The organism is Serratia marcescens (assembly GCF_001902635.1).
GTDB classification, from domain to species: Bacteria; Pseudomonadota; Gammaproteobacteria; order Enterobacterales; family Enterobacteriaceae; genus Serratia; species Serratia marcescens_F.
In genome coordinates, this window is record NZ_MJAO01000005.1 from 204,084 (window position 1) to 224,651 (window position 20,568).

The 20,568-nt window shown below is 59.5% G+C and carries 19 protein-coding genes and 1 tRNA gene; 13 read left to right on the forward strand and 7 right to left on the reverse strand.

The window, feature by feature from the left end:
* Positions 1–4 precede the first annotated feature (4 nt).
* On the reverse strand, positions 5–2,560 hold the full coding sequence (mutS, locus tag BHU62_RS06825; protein ID WP_073530642.1) for a DNA mismatch repair protein MutS: 2,556 nt from the start codon (positions 2,558–2,560) through the stop codon (positions 5–7).
* A 388-nt stretch (positions 2,561–2,948) separates the two neighbouring features.
* Here mutS and BHU62_RS25200 point away from each other — a divergent pair, with 388 nt between their 5' ends.
* Entirely contained in the window at positions 2,949–3,116 is a 168-nt protein-coding gene (locus tag BHU62_RS25200) for a hypothetical protein (RefSeq protein WP_171971299.1), read from the forward strand.
* On the opposite strand, the gene BHU62_RS06830 is transcribed toward BHU62_RS25200, so the two are convergent.
* The 4 genes from BHU62_RS06830 to BHU62_RS06845 form a co-directional block, all read right to left on the reverse strand.
* A complete protein-coding gene (locus BHU62_RS06830) occupies positions 3,113–3,730 on the reverse strand; it encodes a Fic/DOC family protein (RefSeq protein ID WP_073530249.1) in 618 nt (205 codons plus the stop codon). The two genes, BHU62_RS25200 and BHU62_RS06830, sit on opposite strands and share 4 nt — an antisense overlap.
* A gap of 252 nt (positions 3,731–3,982) precedes the next feature.
* Positions 3,983–4,975, reverse strand: coding sequence for a hypothetical protein (locus BHU62_RS06835; RefSeq protein WP_073530251.1), 993 nt, complete (start codon positions 4,973–4,975; stop codon positions 3,983–3,985).
* A 29-nt stretch (positions 4,976–5,004) separates the two neighbouring features.
* Positions 5,005–5,976 carry an aldo/keto reductase gene (locus BHU62_RS06840; RefSeq protein ID WP_073530253.1) on the reverse strand — a complete coding sequence of 324 codons (972 nt, stop codon included), beginning with the start codon at positions 5,974–5,976 and terminating at the stop codon, positions 5,005–5,007.
* 12 nt (positions 5,977–5,988) lie between these two features.
* A complete protein-coding gene (locus BHU62_RS06845; protein ID WP_073530255.1) occupies positions 5,989–6,789 on the reverse strand; it encodes an SDR family NAD(P)-dependent oxidoreductase in 801 nt (266 codons plus the stop codon).
* A gap of 106 nt (positions 6,790–6,895) precedes the next feature.
* On the opposite strand from BHU62_RS06845, the gene BHU62_RS06850 reads away from it, so the two are divergent.
* The 6 genes from BHU62_RS06850 to chbG all read left to right on the forward strand — a co-directional run bounded on the left by BHU62_RS06850 (position 6,896) and on the right by chbG (position 13,104).
* Positions 6,896–7,789, forward strand: a complete 894-nt coding sequence (locus BHU62_RS06850) for a LysR family transcriptional regulator (protein ID WP_073530256.1) — start codon at positions 6,896–6,898, stop codon at positions 7,787–7,789.
* Between the two features lie 419 nt (positions 7,790–8,208).
* Positions 8,209–8,526: a PTS sugar transporter subunit IIB gene (locus tag BHU62_RS06855; protein WP_004932561.1), complete on the forward strand. Its 318-nt coding sequence runs from the start codon at positions 8,209–8,211 to the stop codon at positions 8,524–8,526.
* 12 nt (positions 8,527–8,538) lie between these two features.
* Positions 8,539–9,900: a PTS N,N'-diacetylchitobiose transporter subunit IIC gene (gene chbC / locus BHU62_RS06860; RefSeq protein ID WP_073530257.1), complete on the forward strand. Its 1,362-nt coding sequence runs from the start codon at positions 8,539–8,541 to the stop codon at positions 9,898–9,900.
* Between the two features lie 43 nt (positions 9,901–9,943).
* A complete protein-coding gene (locus tag BHU62_RS06865; protein ID WP_073530258.1) occupies positions 9,944–11,329 on the forward strand; it encodes a glycoside hydrolase family 1 protein in 1,386 nt (461 codons plus the stop codon).
* A 15-nt stretch (positions 11,330–11,344) separates the two neighbouring features.
* Positions 11,345–12,193: a transcriptional regulator ChbR gene (gene chbR, locus BHU62_RS06870; protein ID WP_073530259.1), complete on the forward strand. Its 849-nt coding sequence runs from the start codon at positions 11,345–11,347 to the stop codon at positions 12,191–12,193.
* Positions 12,194–12,342: 149 nt separating this feature from the next.
* Positions 12,343–13,104, forward strand: a complete 762-nt coding sequence (gene chbG, locus BHU62_RS06875) for a chitin disaccharide deacetylase (protein ID WP_073530261.1) — start codon at positions 12,343–12,345, stop codon at positions 13,102–13,104.
* Positions 13,105–13,113: 9 nt separating this feature from the next.
* Here chbG and BHU62_RS06880 read toward each other — a convergent pair whose 3' ends face one another.
* The gene (locus BHU62_RS06880; protein WP_073530263.1) at positions 13,114–14,493 is read right to left on the reverse strand and encodes an MFS transporter; all 1,380 of its coding nucleotides are present in this window, start codon (positions 14,491–14,493) and stop codon (positions 13,114–13,116) included.
* Between the two features lie 236 nt (positions 14,494–14,729).
* Between BHU62_RS06880 and pncC the strand changes: the two genes are divergently transcribed.
* The 3 genes from pncC to recX all read left to right on the forward strand — a co-directional run bounded on the left by pncC (position 14,730) and on the right by recX (position 16,966).
* A complete protein-coding gene (pncC, locus tag BHU62_RS06885) occupies positions 14,730–15,218 on the forward strand; it encodes a nicotinamide-nucleotide amidase (protein WP_073530268.1) in 489 nt (162 codons plus the stop codon).
* Between the two features lie 111 nt (positions 15,219–15,329).
* Entirely contained in the window at positions 15,330–16,394 is a 1,065-nt protein-coding gene (gene recA / locus BHU62_RS06890; protein ID WP_004932541.1) for a recombinase RecA, read from the forward strand.
* Positions 16,395–16,453: 59 nt separating this feature from the next.
* Positions 16,454–16,966 (forward strand): recombination regulator RecX, encoded by a 513-nt coding sequence (gene recX, locus BHU62_RS06895; protein ID WP_073530272.1) that lies wholly within the window; start codon positions 16,454–16,456, stop codon positions 16,964–16,966.
* A gap of 40 nt (positions 16,967–17,006) precedes the next feature.
* Here the strand turns inward: recX and BHU62_RS25205 are convergent, their stop codons facing one another.
* On the reverse strand, positions 17,007–17,150 hold the full coding sequence (locus BHU62_RS25205; RefSeq protein WP_162091232.1) for a hypothetical protein: 144 nt from the start codon (positions 17,148–17,150) through the stop codon (positions 17,007–17,009).
* Between BHU62_RS25205 and alaS the strand changes: the two genes are divergently transcribed.
* From alaS to BHU62_RS06910, 3 genes are all read left to right on the forward strand, one after another.
* Positions 17,100–19,727, forward strand: a complete 2,628-nt coding sequence (gene alaS / locus BHU62_RS06900) for an alanine--tRNA ligase (protein WP_073530275.1) — start codon at positions 17,100–17,102, stop codon at positions 19,725–19,727. The two genes, BHU62_RS25205 and alaS, sit on opposite strands and share 51 nt — an antisense overlap.
* Positions 19,728–19,979: 252 nt before the next feature.
* Complete coding sequence (csrA, locus tag BHU62_RS06905; protein ID WP_004091602.1) at positions 19,980–20,165, forward strand: carbon storage regulator CsrA; 186 nt, start codon at positions 19,980–19,982, stop codon at positions 20,163–20,165.
* Between the two features lie 310 nt (positions 20,166–20,475).
* Positions 20,476–20,568 (forward strand) — tRNA-Ser (locus BHU62_RS06910).

Below are 20,568 nucleotides of genomic sequence, written 5' to 3' on the forward strand. Positions count from 1 at the left end.
CAGACTACACCATATTTTTCAGCCGGTAGATCCATTCCAGCGCTTGGCGCGGCGACAGGGAATCCGGATCCAGTGCCTCCAGAGCTTCTACCGCCGGCGAGCTCTCTTCCTGCAGCAGCGTCATCTGGGTGGCGTCGACGCTGCCCGAGGCGGTGTGGCTGGAGATAGATTCCAGCTCGCGCAGTTTCTGGCGGGCGCGCTTGATGACGTCGCGCGGCACGCCGGCCAGCGCGGCGACAGCCAGGCCATAGCTTTTGCTGGCGGCGCCGTCCTGCACGCTGTGCATGAAGGCGATGGTGTCGCCATGTTCGAGCGCGTCCAGATGCACGTTGACCACGCCTTCCATTTTCTCCGGCAGCGTCGTCAGCTCGAAGTAGTGGGTGGCGAACAGCGTCATCGCCTTGATGCGGTTAGCCAGGTTCTCGGCGCAGGCCCAGGCCAGTGACAGGCCGTCGTAGGTGGAGGTACCGCGGCCGATTTCATCCATCAGCACCAGGCTGTGCTCGGTGGCGTTGTGCAGAATATTGGCGGTTTCGGTCATCTCCACCATGAAGGTGGAGCGGCCGGAAGCCAGATCGTCCGCCGCGCCGACGCGGGTGAAGATGCGATCCACCGGGCCGATGGTGGCCTTGGCGGCCGGCACGTAGCTGCCGATGTGCGCCATTAGCACGATCAGCGCCGTTTGCCGCATATAGGTACTTTTACCGCCCATATTTGGGCCGGTAATGATCAGCATGCGGCGCTGTGGCGACAGGGAGAGCGGGTTGGAGATAAACGGTTCGCTCAGCACCTGCTCCACCACCGGATGGCGGCCTTCGGTAATGCGGATCCCCGGCTGCTCGCTCATGGTCGGGCAAGCGTAGTTCAGGGTATCGGCGCGCTCGGCCAGGTTGGCCAGCACATCCAGCTCGGCCAGCGCGGCGGCGCTTTGCTGCAGTTCCGCCAGGTGCGGCAGCAGCAGATCGAACAGCTCGTCGTACAGGCTTTTCTCGATCGCCAGCGCCTTGCCCTTGGAGGTGAGCACTTTGTCTTCGTACTCTTTCAATTCCGGGATGATGTAGCGCTCGGCGTTTTTCAGCGTCTGGCGGCGTACATAGTGGATCGGCACCAGGTGGCTTTGGCCGCGGCTGACCTGAATGTAGTAGCCGTGTACGCCGTTGAAGCCGACCTTGAGCGTATCCAGCCCCAGCTTTTCACGCTCGCGGATCTCCAGCCGGTCGAGGTAGTCGCTGGCGCCGTCGGCCAGCGCGCGCCATTCGTCCAGCTCGCTGTTGTAACCGGGGGCGATCACGCCGCCGTCGCGCACCAGCACCGGCGGCGATTCAATCACCGCGCGTTCCAGCAGCTCGCGCAGCTCGTCGAACTGACCTACCTGCGACAGCAGCTGCTGCACGTGTGGCGTATCTACGTCTTGCAGCAATGCGCGGATGTCCGGCAGTTGCTGGAACGCATGGCGCATGCGCGCCAGATCGCGCGGCCGCGCGGTGCGCAGCGCCAGACGCGCCAGAATACGCTCCTGATCGCCCACCTGGCGCAGCGAAGGCTGCAGATCGGTGAACAGGTCTTGCAATGCGCCAAGTGTCTGTTGGCGGGCGGTCAGCACTTTGATGTCGCGGGTCGGCATGTGCAGCCAGCGTTTCAGCATGCGGCTGCCCATCGGCGTGACCGTGCGATCGAGGATCGCCGCCAGCGTGTTGTCGCTGCCGCCGGACAGGCTCTGCGTCAGCTCCAGATTGCGGCGGGTGGCGGCGTCCATGATGATGCCGTCCTGCTGACGTTCCATGGTGAGGCCGCGAATGTGCGGCAGCGAGGTGCGCTGAGTATCTTTGACGTACTGCAGCAGGCAGCCGGCGGCGCGCAGCGCCTGGTGTGCCTGTTCGACGCCGAAGCCGGTCAAATCGCGGGTACCGAACTGCAGGTTGAGCTGCTGACGCGCGGTCTCAAGTTCGAATTCCCACAGTGGGCGGCGGCGCAGGCCGTGGCGCTGTTCGATCAAGACCATCTGCTCGAAGGTTTCCGGGTAGAGCAGCTCGGCCGGATTGGTGCGCTGCAGCTCGGCGGCCATGGTTTCCAGATCCTGTGGCTCGGCGACGCGGAAGCGGCCGGAGCTCACGTCCAGGGTGGCATAACCGAAGCCACGCGCGTCCTGCCAGATCGCCGCCAGCAGGTTGTCCTGGCGCTCTTGCAGCAGCGCTTCGTCGGTGATGGTGCCGGGGGTGACGATACGCACCACTTTGCGCTCGACCGGCCCTTTGCTGGTGGCCGGATCGCCGATCTGCTCGCAGATGGCGACGGACTCGCCGAGCTGCACCAGCTTGGCCAGGTAGTTTTCTACCGCGTGGTGCGGCACGCCGGCCATCGGGATCGGTTCGCCCGCCGAGGCGCCGCGTTTGGTCAGCGAGATATCCAGCAGGTGGGAAGCGCGCTTGGCGTCGTCGTAAAACAGCTCGTAGAAGTCGCCCATGCGGTAGAACAGCAGGATTTCAGGATGCTGGGCCTTGAGGCGCAGGTACTGCTGCATCATCGGCGTGTGCGAATCGAGTTTATCGGTGCTATTCATGCGATTATTTTTCCAATCCATTGAATGTAAAGGGAACTGTGATTTTCATTGTCGTCATTCGCTATCACATTGTTTCAGCAGGCGTCGCCCCATTCAGCGCTTGGTAGGCGGCGCAAATCAAATCATTAAAACGCCAAACGGCGCGCTCAAACCCAAGGTTTGCACAGACGCTTATACTAGCCCAGCGGGCAATCGGCTGTCACAGGTAAAAATGGGAAGCGCTGCGCAAGGCGGGTGTGCAACGAGTGAGGATTGTCGTTCGTCTGAGGGCAACAACGCAAGTCGCCGCCTGCAGGGGGCTATTGTGCGGTGGCGAGAGGCAAGGGCATGAAGTCCTGTATAATCCTTGATATAATGTCATCAACGAATTTGCCAATCAGGGGGGGCTATGAGCAACAACAAAAAAGTGCGGGTGGGTTATGTTAAGCCGTCTCGTACGGATATTGCGCGTTCTGTGGCGACGTCAACGGCGGTTGAAACAGGCCAGCCCTCAGCCAGGATTGAAGCTTCTTTAGAAGAAACGCGTAAAAAATTCGCTCATCTACGCCTTGCCTAATCCCTTCTCAACGCTTTGCTAACCCAGTGTTTCATCGGCTCGTAGTTCATTGTCATGCCTGCGTGGATAGCCGAGATATACTGGGTTTTGTGCTGTTCCCAGCTAAGGTAGTCCAGTGGTCTATAGCCCCCCTGAACTGCCATCACATCGGCTAACAGCCGTGACAAACGGCCATTCCCTTCTCTGAATGGATGTATGAGTATCAGTTCAACATGGGTTATCGCGATCGCTTCAATCAGCTGTTCTTCGCTCATGTCTGTACAGGGTGTGTAACGGGCAAGATATTTCACCTCGAAATCATCCAGTAGTTTGGGCAATCGCGTCGAGGGGGCAAACATAAATCCTCCTTTGCTGATATTGACAGTCCTTTCTTGTCCAGCCCATTCATAGATGTTGCCTAACCAGCGGCGATGCCAGCTTTTGATCATCTCGACAGTAATCTTCCCCAATGGAAAGTGCTGTTCAAAAACAGAACGATAGAGCTGTTCCAGCAGCACCAGTTCGGCGCCGTCGAGTTCATCAGCATCGGCAATGCCCAGTTTGTTGGCTAAAACTTGTTCGCCGGATTCTTTCTCATACTGACCTTCGTTGCTGGAAACATGGTATCGGCTCATGAATACGCTCGGCAATGAGGTGGGGGATAATGCAAGTATAATCATCGGCAAGTAACGTAACAATTATCTTTAAATCAGTTGGTTACATAATTTTGTGGGATCATGGATTTGATTGATGACATCGGAATAGACATTTATCAAGCCGTTGGATGTTGAAGATAAGGAGGGGTTCACTGTCGCGACAGCGAATCCGAAGTGTCGTTCGTCTGCGGGCAACAACGCAATTCGCCGCCCGCAGAGACGGCGTGGAGCTCATTGTGCGGCGGTGGGAGGCAGGGGCAGTTGATAGAGGCGGAAGCTGTCGGGCACTTCGATTTCATGGCCGGGCAGCAGGCGGTGGCGGATGCGCGACTCGCTGACGAAGGCGCAGCCCTGTGGGGTGATAGTCAGGTTGACCGGCGACTCCATACCCTCGCGCAAGATCTCAATCCGATGCATACCGGTAACCTTCGGCAATGGGATCCGCAGGATCCGCCCCTGGCCGCTCTGGATCCCGTTTTCCAGCACGATCAGCGCACCGTCCGGTGCCAATCCCATCCCGTCCGGGTTTTCAATCAGGCGCGGCAGCTGCATTTCCGTCAGTTGCGGCTTTGGATCGTTATAGTTGAGGATGTAGAGCTTACCGGTGCCGAAATTGGCGACAGCCATCAGCCGGTCGTCGAGCAGCACGATACCGGCGGCGCCCAGTCCGCTGGGGGCCGCTAACCGCGCATCCTGGTACAGCGTACTGAAGGCCGCTTCGCCCGGCCGCAGGCGCAGGATGCCGCCGCCGCGGGTTTCCGTCACGTACACCGTACCGTCTGCGCCGAGCACGATATCGTTGCCCATTTCTCCCGCCGGCAGCGCCAGGCTGCGGTTGAGCGTACCATCCGCGACGTTCAGCGCGTAGATGCGGTTGGCGCGCGTTTTGCCGCCGGAGAGAAAGTCCGGCGAATTGCCCCACAGCAGCCCGCGTCGTTCGTCCAGCCGCAGTGCGTTTGAGGCGAACACCGTGTCAGCACCGGGGAAAAAGGTTTCCCACGCTTTACCTGGCCGTTTGCGCAGCACGTTGCCGCTGGTGATCAGGCCGACATACAGCGTGCCGTCCGCCGCGCGGGCGATGCCGTTGGGGTAAAGTGCACCGGGCGGCAGCGTCATGCTGCTTTCTGTGCAGTCTGCGCTGACGGCGGCCTGCGCCGGAGCGCTAAGGATGAGTGCGATAGCGAGGGTGAACAACGCCGCTCGCGCGGTAACAGCGTAGGACATGTTTCTCTCCGGGAATGAGGGGAAAGGGGCTACCAGCGCTCGGGCCGGGCAGCGTGTGCCATTGGCGCCTCCAGCGCGGCGACGTCTTCCGGCGATAGCCTGAGGTCGAGCGCTGCCAGCGCATCCTGCAGATGGTGTGGCTTGGACATGCCCACCAGCGGCGACGCCACGCCGGGTTTGGCCAACAGCCAGGCCAGCGCGACTTGCGCCGGTGGAACGCCGCGCGTGGCTGCCACCTCCGCTACCGCAGCGACGGTGCGTTCTACCTCGTTTCTGCCGCCGTACCAACGGGGCGCCTGTTCGTCGGTGGCGGCGCGCAACGTGCCGCCACTGCCGGAGCCGGCCAGCACGCCGCGAGCCAGCGGCGACCAGGGCGTCAGGCCAAGACCTTCCTCCAGGCACAGCGGGATCAGTTCCTCTTCGTCTTCACGCGTCACCAGGTTGTATTGGCTTTGCAGCGAGATAAACGGTGCCAGGCGGTGCTGACGTTGAAAGGCTAGCATTTTCATCAGGCGCCAGGCGTGCAGTGAAGAAGCGCCGAGATAGCGGATCTTGCCCGACCGCACCAGGCTGTCGAGGGTGTCGGCGGTTTCTTCGATCGGCGTTTCGGTGTCGAAGCGATGCAGTACGAACAAATCGAGGTAATCCGTTCCCAGCCGCTGTAAGGAGGCGTCGACGCTGTGCAGCAGGTGCTTGCGCGACAGCCCGCGGCTGTTCGGCTGCGCGTCCATCGGAAAGTAGGCTTTGGTGGCGATCACCACGTCTTCACGACGGGCGAACGCCTTCAGCGCGCGGCCGAGAATGCGCTCGCTTTCTCCGCCGGAGTAAATGTTGGCGGTATCGAAAAAGTTGATGCCCGCTTCCAGCGCCTCGCGGATAAAGGGGCGCGCTTCTTCTTCCTTCAGCACCCAGGGGCGCCAGGCCGGATCGCCGTAGGTCATGCCGCCCAGACAGAGGCGGGACACCTTCAGGCCGCTGTCGCCAAGCCGAACGTAGTTCATGGCGTCGTCTCCTCAGCGCATGCCGGCGATGGTGTAACCGCCGTCCACCAGCAGGCTTTGGCCGGTGATGAAGCGGGCTTCGTCCGTTGCCAGCCACAGCGCCACATCGCCGATGTCTTCCGATTCGCCCAAGCGGCCGGCGGGCGTGTGGGCGATAAAGGGCGCGAACGCTGCGCTGTCGGCCACGCTGCCGCGCGCCATTGGCGTGTCGATGATGCCGGGGTTGATGTTGTTGACGCGGATGCCCTGGCCGCCGTATTCGAGCGCCACCGCGCGGATCATCGCATCGAGCGCGCCTTTGCTGGCGGAATAGCTGGATGAGCCGGCCAGCGCGCCGTGGGTCAGCCAGGAGGAGGTATTGATGATCACGCCGCCCGAGCGCTGCGCCAGGAAGGTTTCAATTTCGTATTTCATCGCCAGCCAGACGCCTCGGAGGTTAATGGCGATCACGCGGTCAAAATCCTCGCTGCGCTGTTCGGTGATCGGGGCAAAGTTGCCGATGATGCCGGCGTTGTTGAAGGCGACGTCGAGCCGGCCGTAGTGGGCGGTCACCGCGGCGAGCAATCGGCGGATATCGTCTTCCTGGGAGACGTCGGTTACGACGGGCAGGGCGTCGCCGCCAGCCAGCGCAATGTCGCGCGCCGTGGCTTCGATCTCTGCCGCGCGCCGGCCGGCCAGCGCCACTTTGGCGCCTTCGCGGGCATAGGCCAACGCCGCAGCGCGGCCGATGCCGGTGCCGCCGCCGCTCACCAGTACGACTTTGCCTGCCAGACGGCGCGGCGTTTTATGAGTTGGAGCTGTAGCATGAGTCATCGCATCGATACCTGGTAATGGGTTCGATCGCAATGCTATGTTGTTAGATGGAGGATAACTATCCGCTAAAAATTCATCTCACTATTAGATAATTTATATCAATAGCATGAAGAAACCCGAATTGTCCGGCCTGGCGGCCTTCGTGGCTATCGCCAGTGAACGCAGCTTCCGCCGCGCCGCCGCCCGGCTGGGCGTAACGCCGCCGACGCTGACCCACACCCTGCGCGAACTGGAAGCGCAGGTGGGCATTCGCCTGTTGAACCGCACCACCCGCAACGTCTCGCCGACGGAGGCCGGTGCGCATCTGCTGGCGCAGCTGGTACCGGCCTTTACCGACATCGATGCCGCGCTGGAGAGCCTGAATGCGTTTCGCGACGGGCCGCGTGGCCTGGTGCGCATCAACGCGCCGCGTTCGGCGATCGATCTCGCCATCGTGCCGCATCTGGGGCGGTTGGCCAGCGAGTATCCCGGTATTACGCTGGAGGTGGTGGCGGACGAGGGATTCGCCAACATCGTCGAGCAAGGCTTTGACGCCGGTATTCGGCTCGGCGAGGATCTGCACAACGATATGCGCGCGGTGCGCCTGACGCCGGATCTGCGTTTCGCCATCGTCGCCACGCCGGACTATTTTCAACGGCACGGCGAACCGACGCATCCTCAGGATTTGCTGCAGCACCGCTGCATCGGTTGGCGTAAGGCCTCTTCGGGGGAGCACTACAAATGGGCATTTCAGCAGGGCGAGCAGCGGTTTTCCGTGGCGGTAAACAGCCCGCTTATCGTGGATGATGCCAGGCTGTTGCTGCAGGCGGCGTTGGCGCATGTCGGTATCGCTTTCGCCATCGAACAGGAAGTGGCAGAACACCTGGCGAGCGGGCGGCTGCGGCGGGTGTTGGCCGACTGGTGCGTACCGTTTCCCGGTTTTTACCTCTATTATCCCAACCGCAGAAACCATTCCGTGGCGCTGACCACGGTGATCGAGTTGCTGCGTCTTCCCACCTAATCCTCTTCGCCTGCCATCGTGTTCGGGATGACAGGGGGGCGAATCAAGCGCGAACTATTTTTAATCCCTCTGCGTTTGTTCAGGCGCAAATAAACCCCTAAATTCTCGGCGAGTTCATAACTGGCTGTTTATAATTGTTATTTGAGTGTTTGTTGCGAATATTTCGAGTTTTTAGCGGTTATTTGAGAGCCCGGTCACACTATTTTTTTGTGCGAAATGTGAAGAGGGTCAATCCGCCAGGTCAAGGAGAGACGGTTCTATTCCTCCCTGGCTTACCGATCCGCTTTTCATGCTCCGTATACTGTCTGCAACCAGGGCAACGTGACGGAAATTTTCATAAGGAATGTGCGTGAAGCAATCGTGATTGCATCTGGCATACAAATAACACGGGGTTTTTTTGATTATCTGAGGTGCTTGGTATGGAAAAGAAAAAAATCTATCTGTTTTGTTCTGCCGGTATGTCCACTTCCCTGTTGGTATCAAAAATGAAGGCGCAGGCCGAGAAATACGAAGTGCCGGTGATCATCGCCGCCTATCCGGAAGCGCTGGCCGCGGAGAAAGGCGTTGAAGCGGATCTGATCCTGCTGGGGCCGCAGATCGCCTACACCTTGCCGGAAGTGCAAAAACAGTTGCCCAATAAACCCGTTGAAGTCATCGATCCGCTGCTGTACGGCAAGGTCGATGGACTGGGCGTGCTGAAGGCCGCGGTGGCCGCCATCAAGAAAGCCAACCAATAACAGGAGGCCGCCGTGAATACCCTCATTGCCTCGCTCGAGAAGGTTATCCTGCCTTTTGCCGTAAAAATCGGTAAGCAGCCCCACGTCAACGCCATCAAAAACGGCTTTATCCGCCTGATGCCGCTGACATTGACCGGGGCGATGTTTGTGTTGATCAACAACGTGTTCCTGAGCTTCGGCGAAGGATCGTTCTTCTATTCGCTGGGCGTGCGCCTGGACGCCTCCACCATTGAGACGCTGAACGGCTTGAAGAGCATCGGCGGCAGCGTTTACAACGGCACGCTGGGGATCATGTCTCTGATGACGCCGTTCTTCATCAGCATGGCGTTGGCCGAAGAGCGTAAGGTCGATCCGCTCGCTTCGGCGCTACTGGCGGTGGCGGCCTTTATGACCGTCACCCCGTTCAACGTCGGCGAGGCCTATGCGGTAGGCGCCAACTGGTTGGGCGGTGCCAACATCATTTCCGGTATGGTGATCGGGCTGGCGGTGGCCGAGATGTTCGCCTTCATCGTGCGGCGCAACTGGGTGATTAGCCTACCGGACAGCGTGCCGGCTTCGGTGTCGCGCTCTTTCTCGGCGCTGATCCCCGGCTTCGTCATCCTCTCCATCATGGGGCTGGTGGCGTTCGCGCTGGCGCATTGGGGCACCAACTTCCACCAGATCATCATGGACGGCATTTCGGCGCCGCTGGCCAAAATGGGCAGCGTGGTGGGCTGGGTGTACGTGCTGTTCTCTTCGCTGCTGTGGTTCTTTGGGGTGCACGGCTCCATGGCGCTGGCGGCGCTGGACAGCGGCATCATGACGCCGTTCGCGCTGGAAAACGTGGAGCTGTACAATAAATACGGCTCGGTCGAGGCCGCCGTGGCCGCCGGGAAAGAGTTCCACATGTGGGCGAAACCGTTCGTCGATTCCTACATCTACCTCGGCGGCACCGGTTCGACGCTGGGCCTGATCATCGCCATCTTCATTGCCTCGCGCCGCGAAGATTACCGCCAGGTCGCCAAGCTGGCGACGCCGTCCGGCATCTTCCAGATCAACGAACCGATCCTGTTCGGCCTGCCGGTGATCATGAACCCGGTGATGTTCATTCCGTTCATCCTGGTGCAGCCGGTGCTGACCATCATCACCTCGCTGGCTTACTACTCCGGGCTGATCCCGCCGATCACCAACATCGCGCCCTGGACCATGCCGGTCGGCCTGGGGGCGTTCTTCAACACCAACGGCAGCATCATGGCCATGTTGCTGAGCCTGTTCAACCTGGCGGTCGCCACCGTGATTTATCTGCCGTTCGTGGCGATCTCCAACAAGGCGCAGAGCCAGATCGACGCGGCGACGGAAAGCGAAGAAGACATCGCCAAGGCGCTGAAATTCTAACTGTGGAACGGGGCGGCGCGGCCGCCCCGCGAGGGACGCGAGTATGGAATATCAATTTGCCGACGGGTTCTGGTGGGGGAGCGCTACCTCCGCGCCGCAGTCCGAGGGGGCGGCCGTGCGGGACGGCAAGAGCCGCAACATCTTCGACTATTGGTATGAGATCGCGCCCGAGCGCTTTCACGATCGGGTGGGGCCGGCCGAGGCTTCGACCTTTTACGATCGTTTCCGCACCGATATCGGGCTGCTCAAAACGCTGGGCCACAATACGTTCAGAACCTCGATCTCGTGGTCGCGGCTGATCCCGGACGGCGACGGCGAGGTGAATCCGCAGGCGGTGGTGTTCTATAACGCGATGATCGACGAGTTGCTGGCGCAGGGCATCACCCCGTTTATCAATCTCTATCACTTCGATATGCCGCTGTGCATGCAGCAGCGCGGCGGCTGGGAAAGCCGTGCGGTGGTCGAAGCCTATGCGCGTTACGCCGATATTTGCTTCGGCCTGTTTGGCGACCGGGTAACTCATTGGTTCACCTTCAACGAGCCGATCGTGCCGGTGGAGGCGGGCTACCTGAATGACTTGCACTACCCTTGCGTGGTGGACTTCAAACGGGCGGTCACCGTGGCGTACCACAGCGTACTGGCGCACGCCATGGCGGTGCGGCGTTTCAGAATGCGAGGGCGGCCGGGGAGTATCGGCATCATTCTGAATCTGAGCCCGACCTATCCCCGCTCCGACGCACCGGAGGATCGGCAGGCCGCACACGACGCCGATCTGTTGCTCAACCGCAGTTTCCTCGATCCGGTCGCCAAAGGGCGTTATCCGGCGGCGTTGCTGCACCTGCTGGAGCGGCATGGGCTGATGCCATACTGCGAGCCGCAGGACGCGCAGCTGATTGAAGGCGGCGTGGTGGACATCCTCGGCGTCAACTACTACCAGCCGCGCAGGGTGCAGGCGAAAGAAGGGCGTCGCGCCGAGGGGCCGATCGCATCGCCGGAGGATCTGTTCAGTTACTATGCAATGCCGGGCCGCAAAATCAATCCGCACCGCGGCTGGGAGATCTATGAGAAGGGGCTGTACGACATCCTGATGGATCTGAAAGAGAACTACGGCAATCTGCCCTGCTATATTTCGGAAAACGGCATGGGCGTTGAGGGTGAAGAGGCGTTTATCGGCGCCGATGGGCGGGTGGAGGACGATTACCGCATCGACTTTATTCGCGAACACCTGAAGTGGCTGCATCGTGCGCTGGCGGAAGGCTCGCAGTGTAAGGGCTATCACCTGTGGACCTTTATCGACTGCTGGTCCTGGCTGAACGCCTACAAGAATCGTTATGGGCTGGTGCGGTTGGATCGGGCGGATCAGCGCCGCACCATCAAGAAAAGCGGCTACTGGTTTGCCGAGGCGGCCAGGCGCAACGGATTTGACTAACAGGAGGCCGGCGCCGTGTCCGATAACCGAATTTCGCTGAGTGCCAACGACGTGAAGCTGATTCGCGAGCAGGATTTCTTTAACTGCAAAGATTTTCACCTGTTTATCTACAACAAGGTGGAGAGTGCCACCGGGCTGCATCAGCACGACTATTACGAGTTCACCATCGTGCTGAGCGGCAAATGCTATCAGGAGATCAACGGCAAACGGGTACTGCTGGAGCGCGGGGATTTCGTCTTTATCCCCATCGGCTCTTACCACCAGAGTTTTTACGAGTTCGGCGCGACGAAAATCTTCAACGTGGCGGTTAGCAAAGCGTTCTTTGAAGAGCATTATTTGCAGCAGTTGCCGCGTTGCTTTGTCGCCTCGCAGGCTTACAGCCTGAGAAGCGAGTTTTTGGCCTATATCGAATCGGTGGTGAGCTCGCCGCAGTTTCGTGAGGACGATTTCGCCGAATTCCTCGAAACGCTGACCTTTTATGTGATCAGCCGCATTCGTCACTATAAAGAAGAAAACGACGGCGGCGATGATATCCCGCAGTGGCTGAAGAACACCTTGGCCGGCATGCATGACAAAGCGATGTTCGGCGAAAGGGCGCTGGCGAACATGGTGGCGCTGTCGGGGAAAACCCAGGAGTACCTGACCCGGGCGATGCGGCGTTACTACCATAAAACGCCGATGCAGGTGATCAATGAGATCCGCATCAATTTCGCCAAGACGCAGTTGGAGGTCACCAACTATTCGGTCTCTGATATCGCCTTTGATTCCGGCTATGGCGATGTCAGTCTGTTCATTAAAAATTTCAAGCGGCTCACCGATGTGACCCCGGGCAACTACCGAAAAAAGTGCTACGGCCCTCTTTAGGGCCGCTCCCGATCAGTATCAACGCCGATATACCGATGAACTTCAGGCCGCCGGTCGGTTAGTCATTCGATTTTTTATCTTCGCGAAGGGGAATGCCGCACCGTCCGGTCGGCCTTCCCTTGCCAAAAATTCATCCCGCGGGAGCCTCTATGGAAAAACTACTGGTCGTAAATGCCGATGATTTCGGCCTGAGCAAAGGGCAAAACTATGGCGTTATCGAGGCGTATCAGCATGGCGTTGTCTCCTCCACCACGGCGATGGTGAACGGCGGCGGCGCGCAGCACGCGGCGTTGCTCAGCCGGCAATATCCGGGGTTGCCGATCGGGCTGCATTTCGTGTTGACTCACGGCAGGCCGCTGGGCGCCATGCCGTCGCTGGTTAATGAGCGCGGCGAGCTGGGCAAATGGCTGTGGAGCCGCGCGGAGACCGGCAAGCTGCCGCTGAACGAGATTCAGGAAGAGTTGCAGCGCCAGTTCACGCGTTTCGAGGTACTGTTCGGCAGGCCGCCGACGCACATCGACAGCCATCACCATGTGCATATGCAGCCACAGATCTACCCGCTGGTGGAGGCGTTCGCGCAGGCGCACTCCCTGCCGTTGCGCATCGATCGCGAAGAGGCGAAACAACGTGGCATTACGCTGCACGCGCCCTACAGCACCGACGCGTTTGACGCGGGATTCTACGGTGAGACGATTTCCGAAGCCTTGTTCCTGCAAGGGCTGGCGCGTGCCGACGAACAGGGTGCCGAATCACTGGAAATGATGTGCCACCCGGCGTTCCTCGATGCGACGATCCTGCAGAGCAAATACTGCTACCCGCGTCTCGCCGAGCTGGATGTGTTGACCGCGCCGGCGCTGAAAGCGGCGATCGCCGATCGCGGTTTCCTGCTGGGTTCCTTCCGGGATCTGTAACGCTGCCGCTTACAGCATGGCGTGCGCCTTTTTCAGGCCGGTGTCTTCTTCCGGATCGGCGCCCTGAGGCAACGGTTCTGTCTCCTGTGCTTCGAACTGCGGCTCGTCGACATCGGGTGCCGCTTCCGGTGGTGGCATGGTGTCGTGAATGATCTGCTCATCGAAGGTCGGATTGAGCGCCGGTGACAGCGGCGAACTGGCGAGGCTGTCCGGCAGCGGGATGTGCGGCACCGGCGCGTCCTGTGCCAACTGTGGCTCCTCCGCTTTTGCCGTGCGGCTGAGGGCCGCCAGCAGCACGCCGCACAGGGCGAAGAAGGCATACAGGATATTACCGCCAAGCGGCTCGATCAGCGCGCCGACCGCCAACGGCCCGATACTGGCGCCGACGCCGAACGCCATCAGCAGGCAGGCGGCCAGCGAGACGCGGCGCTCCGGTTCGATCAGATCGTTGGCCAGTGCCACTACCAGCGGGTAGAGCGTAAACTGCAACATGCTGACGATGAACCCGACCGCCAGCAGCAGCGGGAAATCGATGTGCGGCAGCAGCGCCAGCGGCAGCGCCGCTGCGATCAGCAGAAAGGCGTTGAGGCGCATCAGCAAGGGGCGGTTATAGCGATCCGACAGCCAGCTGAGCGGGAATTGCGCCACCAGCCCGGCGAAGATGGCCAGCGCCATGAACAGGCCGGTTTGCTGAGTGGTTAAGGATTGCAGGCTGGCGTAGACCGGTGCCAGGCCGTAAAACGAGCCCACCACCATGCCGATCACCAGCGTGGTGGCCAGCACCTTGGGAATGGCGCCGACAAAGTAGCGCAGCTCCATCGGCGCCGGCGACATGTGGCGCGCGTTGGTGCGGGTGGTGAGGGCGATTGGCACCAGGCAGAGCGCGAAGCACAGTGCGATCACCAGCAGCGTGGCGATGCCCAGATTGCTTTGCAGCATCAGCACGATTTGGCCCAGCGACATGCCGAGATAGGTCGCTGCCATATAGAAGCCGAACACTCTGCCGCGTTGGTTGGATTCCGCCTGGTCGTTCAACCAGCTTTCCAGCACCATGTACTGACACATCATGCACAGCCCGATTATCAGGCGCAGCGCGACCCAGGCGGGAATGAATGCCGTCAGGCCGTGCCCCAGCACCGCGGCGGTGATGATGCCGGCGCAGGCTACGTAGGCGCGGATGTGCCCAACACGGGCAATAAGAAAGTGGCCGACCTTGCCGCCGATCACCAGCCCGATGTAGTTGGCAGCGATGATGGCGCCGATCAGCGCGCTGCTGACGTGGATGGAGGTCAGCCGCAGCGAGACGTAGGTGGTGAGCAGGCCCGAGCCCAACAGCAGCAACAGGGTGGTGGTGTACAACGGCAAGAATACGCCCAACGTTTTTTTCACTCTATCATCCTAATCTCTTCGGGTGCGCCCTGAGGCCACTGCCGCGGCCTCCGTGATGTTCCTTGTGCTGGTGCGCCGCCGCTCGATGGGGCGCTTTTCCCGATACTAGCAGCTTGACCGGGCGCTTAAAACCGCGCCGCCTGCGAGGCGTTGCGCATTTCCACACGCCGGCCGCCGCGTCTCCTTGATAAATGCTACTATCGGGCGCATATACCTGAATTCGCGAGGGAGGGGTTATGAGTGAAAAACAACTGCGTCGGCTCAGCATGCTGGCGGGGGAGAAACTGAAGGCTCAGGGCCGCTGGATCACCTGCGCGGAATCCTGCACCGGCGGCGGTATCGCCAAGGCCATTACCGATATTGCGGGCAGCTCCGCCTATTTCGATCGCGGTTTCGTGACCTACAGTAATGCGGCGAAACATGACCTGCTGGGGGTGAGCGAAGCGACGCTGGCGGCGCACGGCGCGGTCAGCGAAGAGGTCGTGCGCGAGATGGCGATAGGGGCGCTGCGTGCGGCGCAGGCCGATCTGGCGCTGTCGGTGAGCGGCATCGCCGGCCCGGACGGCGGCAGCGCGGAAAAACCGGTCGGCACCGTGTGGTTCGGCTTCGCCAGCAGCGATGGCCAGGGGCTGTCGCGCAAGATGCAATTCGAGGGTGACCGCGACGCGGTGCGGCTGCAGGCGACGATTTTCGCGCTGCAAACCGCCATCGACGAATTTTTGTAAATTAGGCTTGATACTGTATGACCATACAGTATAATTAGTGACATTTCCTGCACAACATACATTCAGTGGCAGTGTGGGGTAACACCGGCATTGCGAAACGAAGGAGCAAAAATGGCTATTGATGAGAACAAGCAAAAGGCGTTAGCTGCGGCACTGGGCCAGATTGAGAAACAGTTCGGCAAAGGCTCCATCATGCGCCTGGGTGAAGACCGCTCCATGGACGTGGAAACGATCTCCACCGGCTCACTGTCACTCGATATCGCCTTGGGCGCAGGCGGCCTGCCGATGGGCCGCATCGTCGAAATCTACGGCCCGGAATCGTCCGGTAAAACCACCCTGACGCTGCAAGTTATTGCCGCCGCGCAGCGCGAAGGCAAAACCTGTGCGTTCATCGACGCTGAGCACGCACTGGATCCTATCTACGCGAAAAAGCTGGGCGTCGATATCGACAACCTGCTGTGCTCCCAGCCGGACACCGGCGAGCAGGCACTGGAAATCTGCGATGCGCTGACCCGCTCCGGCGCGGTTGACGTCATCATCGTCGACTCCGTGGCGGCGCTGACGCCGAAGGCGGAAATCGAAGGTGAAATCGGCGATTCGCACATGGGTCTGGCGGCACGCATGATGAGCCAGGCGATGCGTAAGCTGGCCGGCAACCTGAAAAATGCCAACACCCTGCTGATCTTCATCAACCAGATCCGTATGAAAATCGGCGTGATGTTCGGCAACCCGGAAACCACTACCGGCGGTAACGCCCTGAAGTTCTACGCTTCGGTGCGCCTGGATATCCGCCGCATCGGTGCCATCAAAGAGGGCGACGAAGTGGTGGGCAGCGAAACCCGCGTAAAAGTGGTGAAGAACAAAATCGCTGCGCCGTTCAAGCAGGCTGAGTTCCAAATCATGTATGGCGAAGGCATCAACAGCCGTGGCGAACTGGTCGATCTGGGCGTGAAGCACAAGATGATCGAAAAAGCTGGCGCTTGGTACAGCTATAACGGCGAGAAGATCGGTCAGGGTAAGGCTAACGCCTGTAACTTCCTGAAAGAAAACCCGGCTATTGCCGCCGAGCTGGATAAGAAGCTGCGCGACCTGCTGCTGCACAGCGGCGGTGAACTGGTGGCCGCTTCCGGTGACGACTTCGAAGATGACGAAGCGGAAACCAGCGAGCAGTTCTAATCGCTGAAGATGTGCGCCGCCCCTGTGTGGCGCACATCCCATAAATTCAGGCTTGAATGATGAATGACTTGCTAAGCCGCGCCATGCGCCTGCTGTCGCAACGCGATCATAGTGAAGCTGAACTGCGCCGCAAACTTGCGGCGCAGCCGTTTGTGGCGAAAGCCCGTTTCGGTGGCAAAGGGCCGCATGCGCCGACATCGCCGCCGGTGGCTGAAGAGCCGGTGGATCCTGCGCTGATCGACCAGGTTATCGCCTACTGTTATCAGCACAACTGGTTGGACGATAAGCGTTTCGTCCACAGCTACATCGGTAGCCGCAGCCGCAAAGGCTATGGCGCGCAGCGCATCCGCAGCGAACTGATGCAAAAGGGCGTGGACAAAGCGCTGGTGCAGGATGCGTTGGCGGAATCCGACATCGATTGGTGCGAACAGGCGAAGCAGGTCGCGCAGCGAAAATTTGGCGATGTGTTGCCAACCGACTGGAAAGAGAAAGCCAAAGTGCAGCGCTATCTGCTCTATCGCGGCTTCTTCCAAGAAGAAATTCAGTCAATTTACCGTGATTTTGCGCAATGAGCGCACACGGGGTTTTACTTCCCTCTGAAGAAAATTTATCTTATCCCCACTTTTTGTTCGTGAGCTGGTTGTCATCGTCAGGATGACGCGTCACCGGCTCACGTGTCGTTATTCTAGCCTTTCCAGGAAAATTATGAGCAAGAGCACCGCTGAGATCCGTCAAGCGTTTCTCGATTTCTTTCATAGTAAGGGTCACCAGGTTGTAGCAAGCAGCTCCCTGGTGCCTAACAATGATCCGACATTGCTGTTTACCAATGCCGGCATGAACCAATTTAAGGATGTTTTCCTGGGGCTGGACAAACGCGCCTACTCCCGCGCCACCACCTCGCAGCGCTGCGTGCGTGCAGGCGGCAAACATAACGACCTGGAAAACGTCGGTTATACCGCGCGTCACCACACCTTCTTTGAAATGCTGGGCAACTTCAGCTTCGGCGATTACTTCAAGCACGACGCTATCAGCTACGCATGGGAACTGCTGACCGGTGAAAACTGGTTCAACCTGCCGAAAGAAAGACTGTGGGTCACCGTGTATGAAACCGATGACGAAGCGTTCGACATCTGGCAGAAGCAGATCGGCGTACCGGCCGAGCGCATTATCCGCATCGGCGACAACAAGGGCGCGCCTTTCGCCTCCGATAACTTCTGGCAGATGGGCGACACCGGCCCATGCGGCCCGTGCACCGAAATCTTCTACGATCACGGCGATCACATCTGGGGTGGCCCTCCAGGCAGCCCGGAAGAAGACGGCGACCGCTACATCGAGATCTGGAACATCGTTTTCATGCAGTTCAACCGCCAGTCCGACGGCACCATGCTGCCGCTGCCGAAACCTTCGGTGGATACCGGCATGGGCCTGGAGCGCATCGCGGCGGTGTTGCAGCATGTGAACTCCAACTATGAGATCGATCTGTTCCGTACTCTGATCGCCGCCGTGGCGAAAGTGACCGGCGCGACCGATCTGGACAACAAATCCCTGCGCGTTATCGCCGACCACATTCGTTCCTGCGCCTTCCTGGTGTCGGACGGCGTGATCCCGTCTAACGAAAACCGCGGCTACGTGCTGCGCCGCATCATTCGTCGCGCGATCCGCCACGGCAACATGCTGGGCGCGAAAGACACCTTCTTCTACAAGCTGGTGGCGCCGCTGATCGAAGTGATGGGCCCGGCGGCCGACGAGCTGAAACGCCAGCAGTCGTTGGTGGAGCAGGTGCTGAAAACTGAAGAAGAGCAGTTTGCCCGTACGCTGGAGCGCGGTCTGGCGCTGCTGGACGAAGAGCTGGCCAAGCTGCAGGGCGATACCCTGGACGGCGAAACCGCTTTCCGCCTGTACGATACCTACGGTTTCCCGGTGGATCTGACCGCTGACGTCTGCCGCGAGCGCGGTCTGAAAGTCGACGAAGCGGGCTTTGAAGAAGCGATGGAAGCGCAGCGCCGCCGCGCACGCGAATCCAGCGGCTTCGGCGCCGACTACAACAGCCTGATCCGCGTGGACGGCAGCAGCCTGTTCAGCGGTTATGATCACGAAGAACAGCAGGCGACGGTTATCGCACTGTTCCGCGACGGCCAGCCAGTCGAGCAGATTAACGCCGGTGAAGAGGCTGTGGTGGTGCTGGATGAGACGCCGTTCTACGGTGAATCCGGCGGCCAGGTCGGCGATAAGGGCGTGCTGAAAGCCGCCGGTACCGAGTTTGTGGTCAACGACACCCAGAAATACGGCCAGGCTATCGGCCATCAAGGTAAGCTGGCGCAGGGCTCACTGAAGCTGAACGATCGCGTGGATGCGCAGATCGATACCGAGCGTCGCAACAGCATCCGTCTGAACCACTCCGCGACTCACCTGCTGCACGCCGCGTTGCGCCAGACGCTGGGCGACCATGTCGCGCAGAAAGGCTCGCTGGTTAACGACAAATACCTGCGTTTCGACTTCTCGCACTTCGAAGCAATGAAGCCGGAACAAATCCGCGCGGTGGAAGATCTGGTTAACCAGCAGGTACGTCGTAACCTGCCGGTACAGACCGAGCTGATGGCGTTGGAAGATGCCAAAGAGAAGGGCGCAATGGCGCTGTTCGGTGAGAAGTATGATGACAATGTGCGCGTGCTGACCATGGGCGACTTCTCCACCGAGCTGTGTGGCGGTACTCACGCCAGCCGCACCGGCGATATTGGCCTGTTCCGCATTCTGAGCGAGTCGGGCACGGCGGCGGGCATCCGTCGTATTGAAGCGGTGACCGGCGCAGGCGCTATCGCCACGCTGCACCAGCAAAGCGATATGTTGCAAGACGTTGCGCAGCTGGTGAAGGGCGACAGCAACAACCTGACCGACAAAGTACGCTCGGTGCTCGACCGCACCCGCGTGCTGGAAAAAGAACTGCAGCAACTGAAAGATCAGCAAGCGGCGCAGGAAAGCGCGTCGCTGTCCAGCCAGGCAAAAGTGGTTAACGGCGTGAAGCTGTTGGTCAGCCAGTTGGATAATGTCGAAGCCAAAATGCTGCGCACTATGGTGGATGACCTGAAAAATCAATTGGGTTCGGCCATTATCGTGTTGGCAACGACGGCTGATGACAAAGTCAGCCTGGTCGCAGGCGTGACCAAGGATCTGACTGACCGCGTGAAAGCCGGCGAGTTGATCGGCAACGTGGCGCAGCAGGTAGGCGGCAAGGGCGGTGGCCGCCCGGATATGGCGATGGCGGGGGGAACGGATGTCAGCGCCCTGCCAGCGGCGTTAAACAGCGTAGAAGCCTGGGTGGCCTCGAAGCTGTGAATATAAATAAATAGCACGGACAAACGCCATAACACTTTGTTGATTATGGCGTTTTCATACTGTGCTAACACAATTTAGTTACAATTGCGGGAACAAAGTTTTTCAGGTCGGCTAAACTTACCATTATCTGAGGTGGGACCAAGTCTGCTTACACTTATTGTGGGTTGCGCGGCTTACGTTTTCACCACATATGATGGATAATGACGGGGAAACTGAGAGACCCGACTCTTTTAATCTTTCAAGGAGCAAAGAATGTTAATTCTGACTCGTCGAGTTGGTGAAACCCTCATGATTGGCGATGAGGTTACGGTCACTGTGCTAGGGGTAAAAGGCAACCAGGTGCGTATTGGTGTGAACGCCCCCAAAGAGGTTTCGGTTCACCGTGAAGAAATCTATCAGCGCATTCAGGCAGAGAAGTCTCAGCAGACGACTTACTGATTCCGAAGCAGCGTCTCGTTGCCAGACGAGACGCTACTGCATCGTTTTAGCCACTTCTTTCGTGCTCCCCTCTCTTTTTCGTGATTATTTTCCCGGTTAGTTTCCTGCTTTGTTGCCCCAGACGCTGCGGTTGCCTGTTGATAAAATGCCCTTTTTGCCGTGAAATCACCCATGTTGGGTGTGAATTGTGCAAACGCACATGAGTTGGGAAAAATTGTTTGACTTAAAAGTCGGAGAAAGTAATATGTGCGCCACGCAGTGCCGATGAGCTTCTCTAAAGCAAGTTAGGCACAATTCGAAAGAAGCGTATGGTGAGGTGGCCGAGAGGCTGAAGGCGCTCCCCTGCTAAGGGAGTATGCGGTCAAAAGCTGCATCCGGGGTTCGAATCCCCGCCTCACCGCCA

What these genes read in the sequence shown, in the direction of transcription:
- BHU62_RS25205 (WP_162091232.1), bottom strand. Translation starts at nt 17,150, where the DNA reads ATGAAAGAAATCGAGAAACGCTTGACGGATCTCAGCGGTGCTCTTGCT.
- BHU62_RS06840 (WP_073530253.1), bottom strand. Translation starts at nt 5,976, where the DNA reads ATGAACTACGTTCGGCTTGGCGACAGCGGCCTGAAGGTGTCCCGCCTC.
- BHU62_RS06830 (WP_073530249.1), bottom strand. Translation starts at nt 3,730, where the DNA reads ATGAGCCGATACCATGTTTCCAGCAACGAAGGTCAGTATGAGAAAGAA.
- recA (WP_004932541.1), top strand. Translation starts at nt 15,330, where the DNA reads ATGGCTATTGATGAGAACAAGCAAAAGGCGTTAGCTGCGGCACTGGGC.
- BHU62_RS25200 (WP_171971299.1), top strand. Translation starts at nt 2,949, where the DNA reads ATGAGCAACAACAAAAAAGTGCGGGTGGGTTATGTTAAGCCGTCTCGT.
- csrA (WP_004091602.1), top strand. Translation starts at nt 19,980, where the DNA reads ATGTTAATTCTGACTCGTCGAGTTGGTGAAACCCTCATGATTGGCGAT.
- chbG (WP_073530261.1), top strand. Translation starts at nt 12,343, where the DNA reads ATGGAAAAACTACTGGTCGTAAATGCCGATGATTTCGGCCTGAGCAAA.
- BHU62_RS06835 (WP_073530251.1), bottom strand. Translation starts at nt 4,975, where the DNA reads ATGTCCTACGCTGTTACCGCGCGAGCGGCGTTGTTCACCCTCGCTATC.
- recX (WP_073530272.1), top strand. Translation starts at nt 16,454, where the DNA reads ATGAATGACTTGCTAAGCCGCGCCATGCGCCTGCTGTCGCAACGCGAT.
- mutS (WP_073530642.1), bottom strand. Translation starts at nt 2,560, where the DNA reads ATGAATAGCACCGATAAACTCGATTCGCACACGCCGATGATGCAGCAG.
- pncC (WP_073530268.1), top strand. Translation starts at nt 14,730, where the DNA reads ATGAGTGAAAAACAACTGCGTCGGCTCAGCATGCTGGCGGGGGAGAAA.
- alaS (WP_073530275.1), top strand. Translation starts at nt 17,100, where the DNA reads ATGAGCAAGAGCACCGCTGAGATCCGTCAAGCGTTTCTCGATTTCTTT.
- BHU62_RS06850 (WP_073530256.1), top strand. Translation starts at nt 6,896, where the DNA reads ATGAAGAAACCCGAATTGTCCGGCCTGGCGGCCTTCGTGGCTATCGCC.
- BHU62_RS06865 (WP_073530258.1), top strand. Translation starts at nt 9,944, where the DNA reads ATGGAATATCAATTTGCCGACGGGTTCTGGTGGGGGAGCGCTACCTCC.
- BHU62_RS06845 (WP_073530255.1), bottom strand. Translation starts at nt 6,789, where the DNA reads ATGACTCATGCTACAGCTCCAACTCATAAAACGCCGCGCCGTCTGGCA.
- BHU62_RS06855 (WP_004932561.1), top strand. Translation starts at nt 8,209, where the DNA reads ATGGAAAAGAAAAAAATCTATCTGTTTTGTTCTGCCGGTATGTCCACT.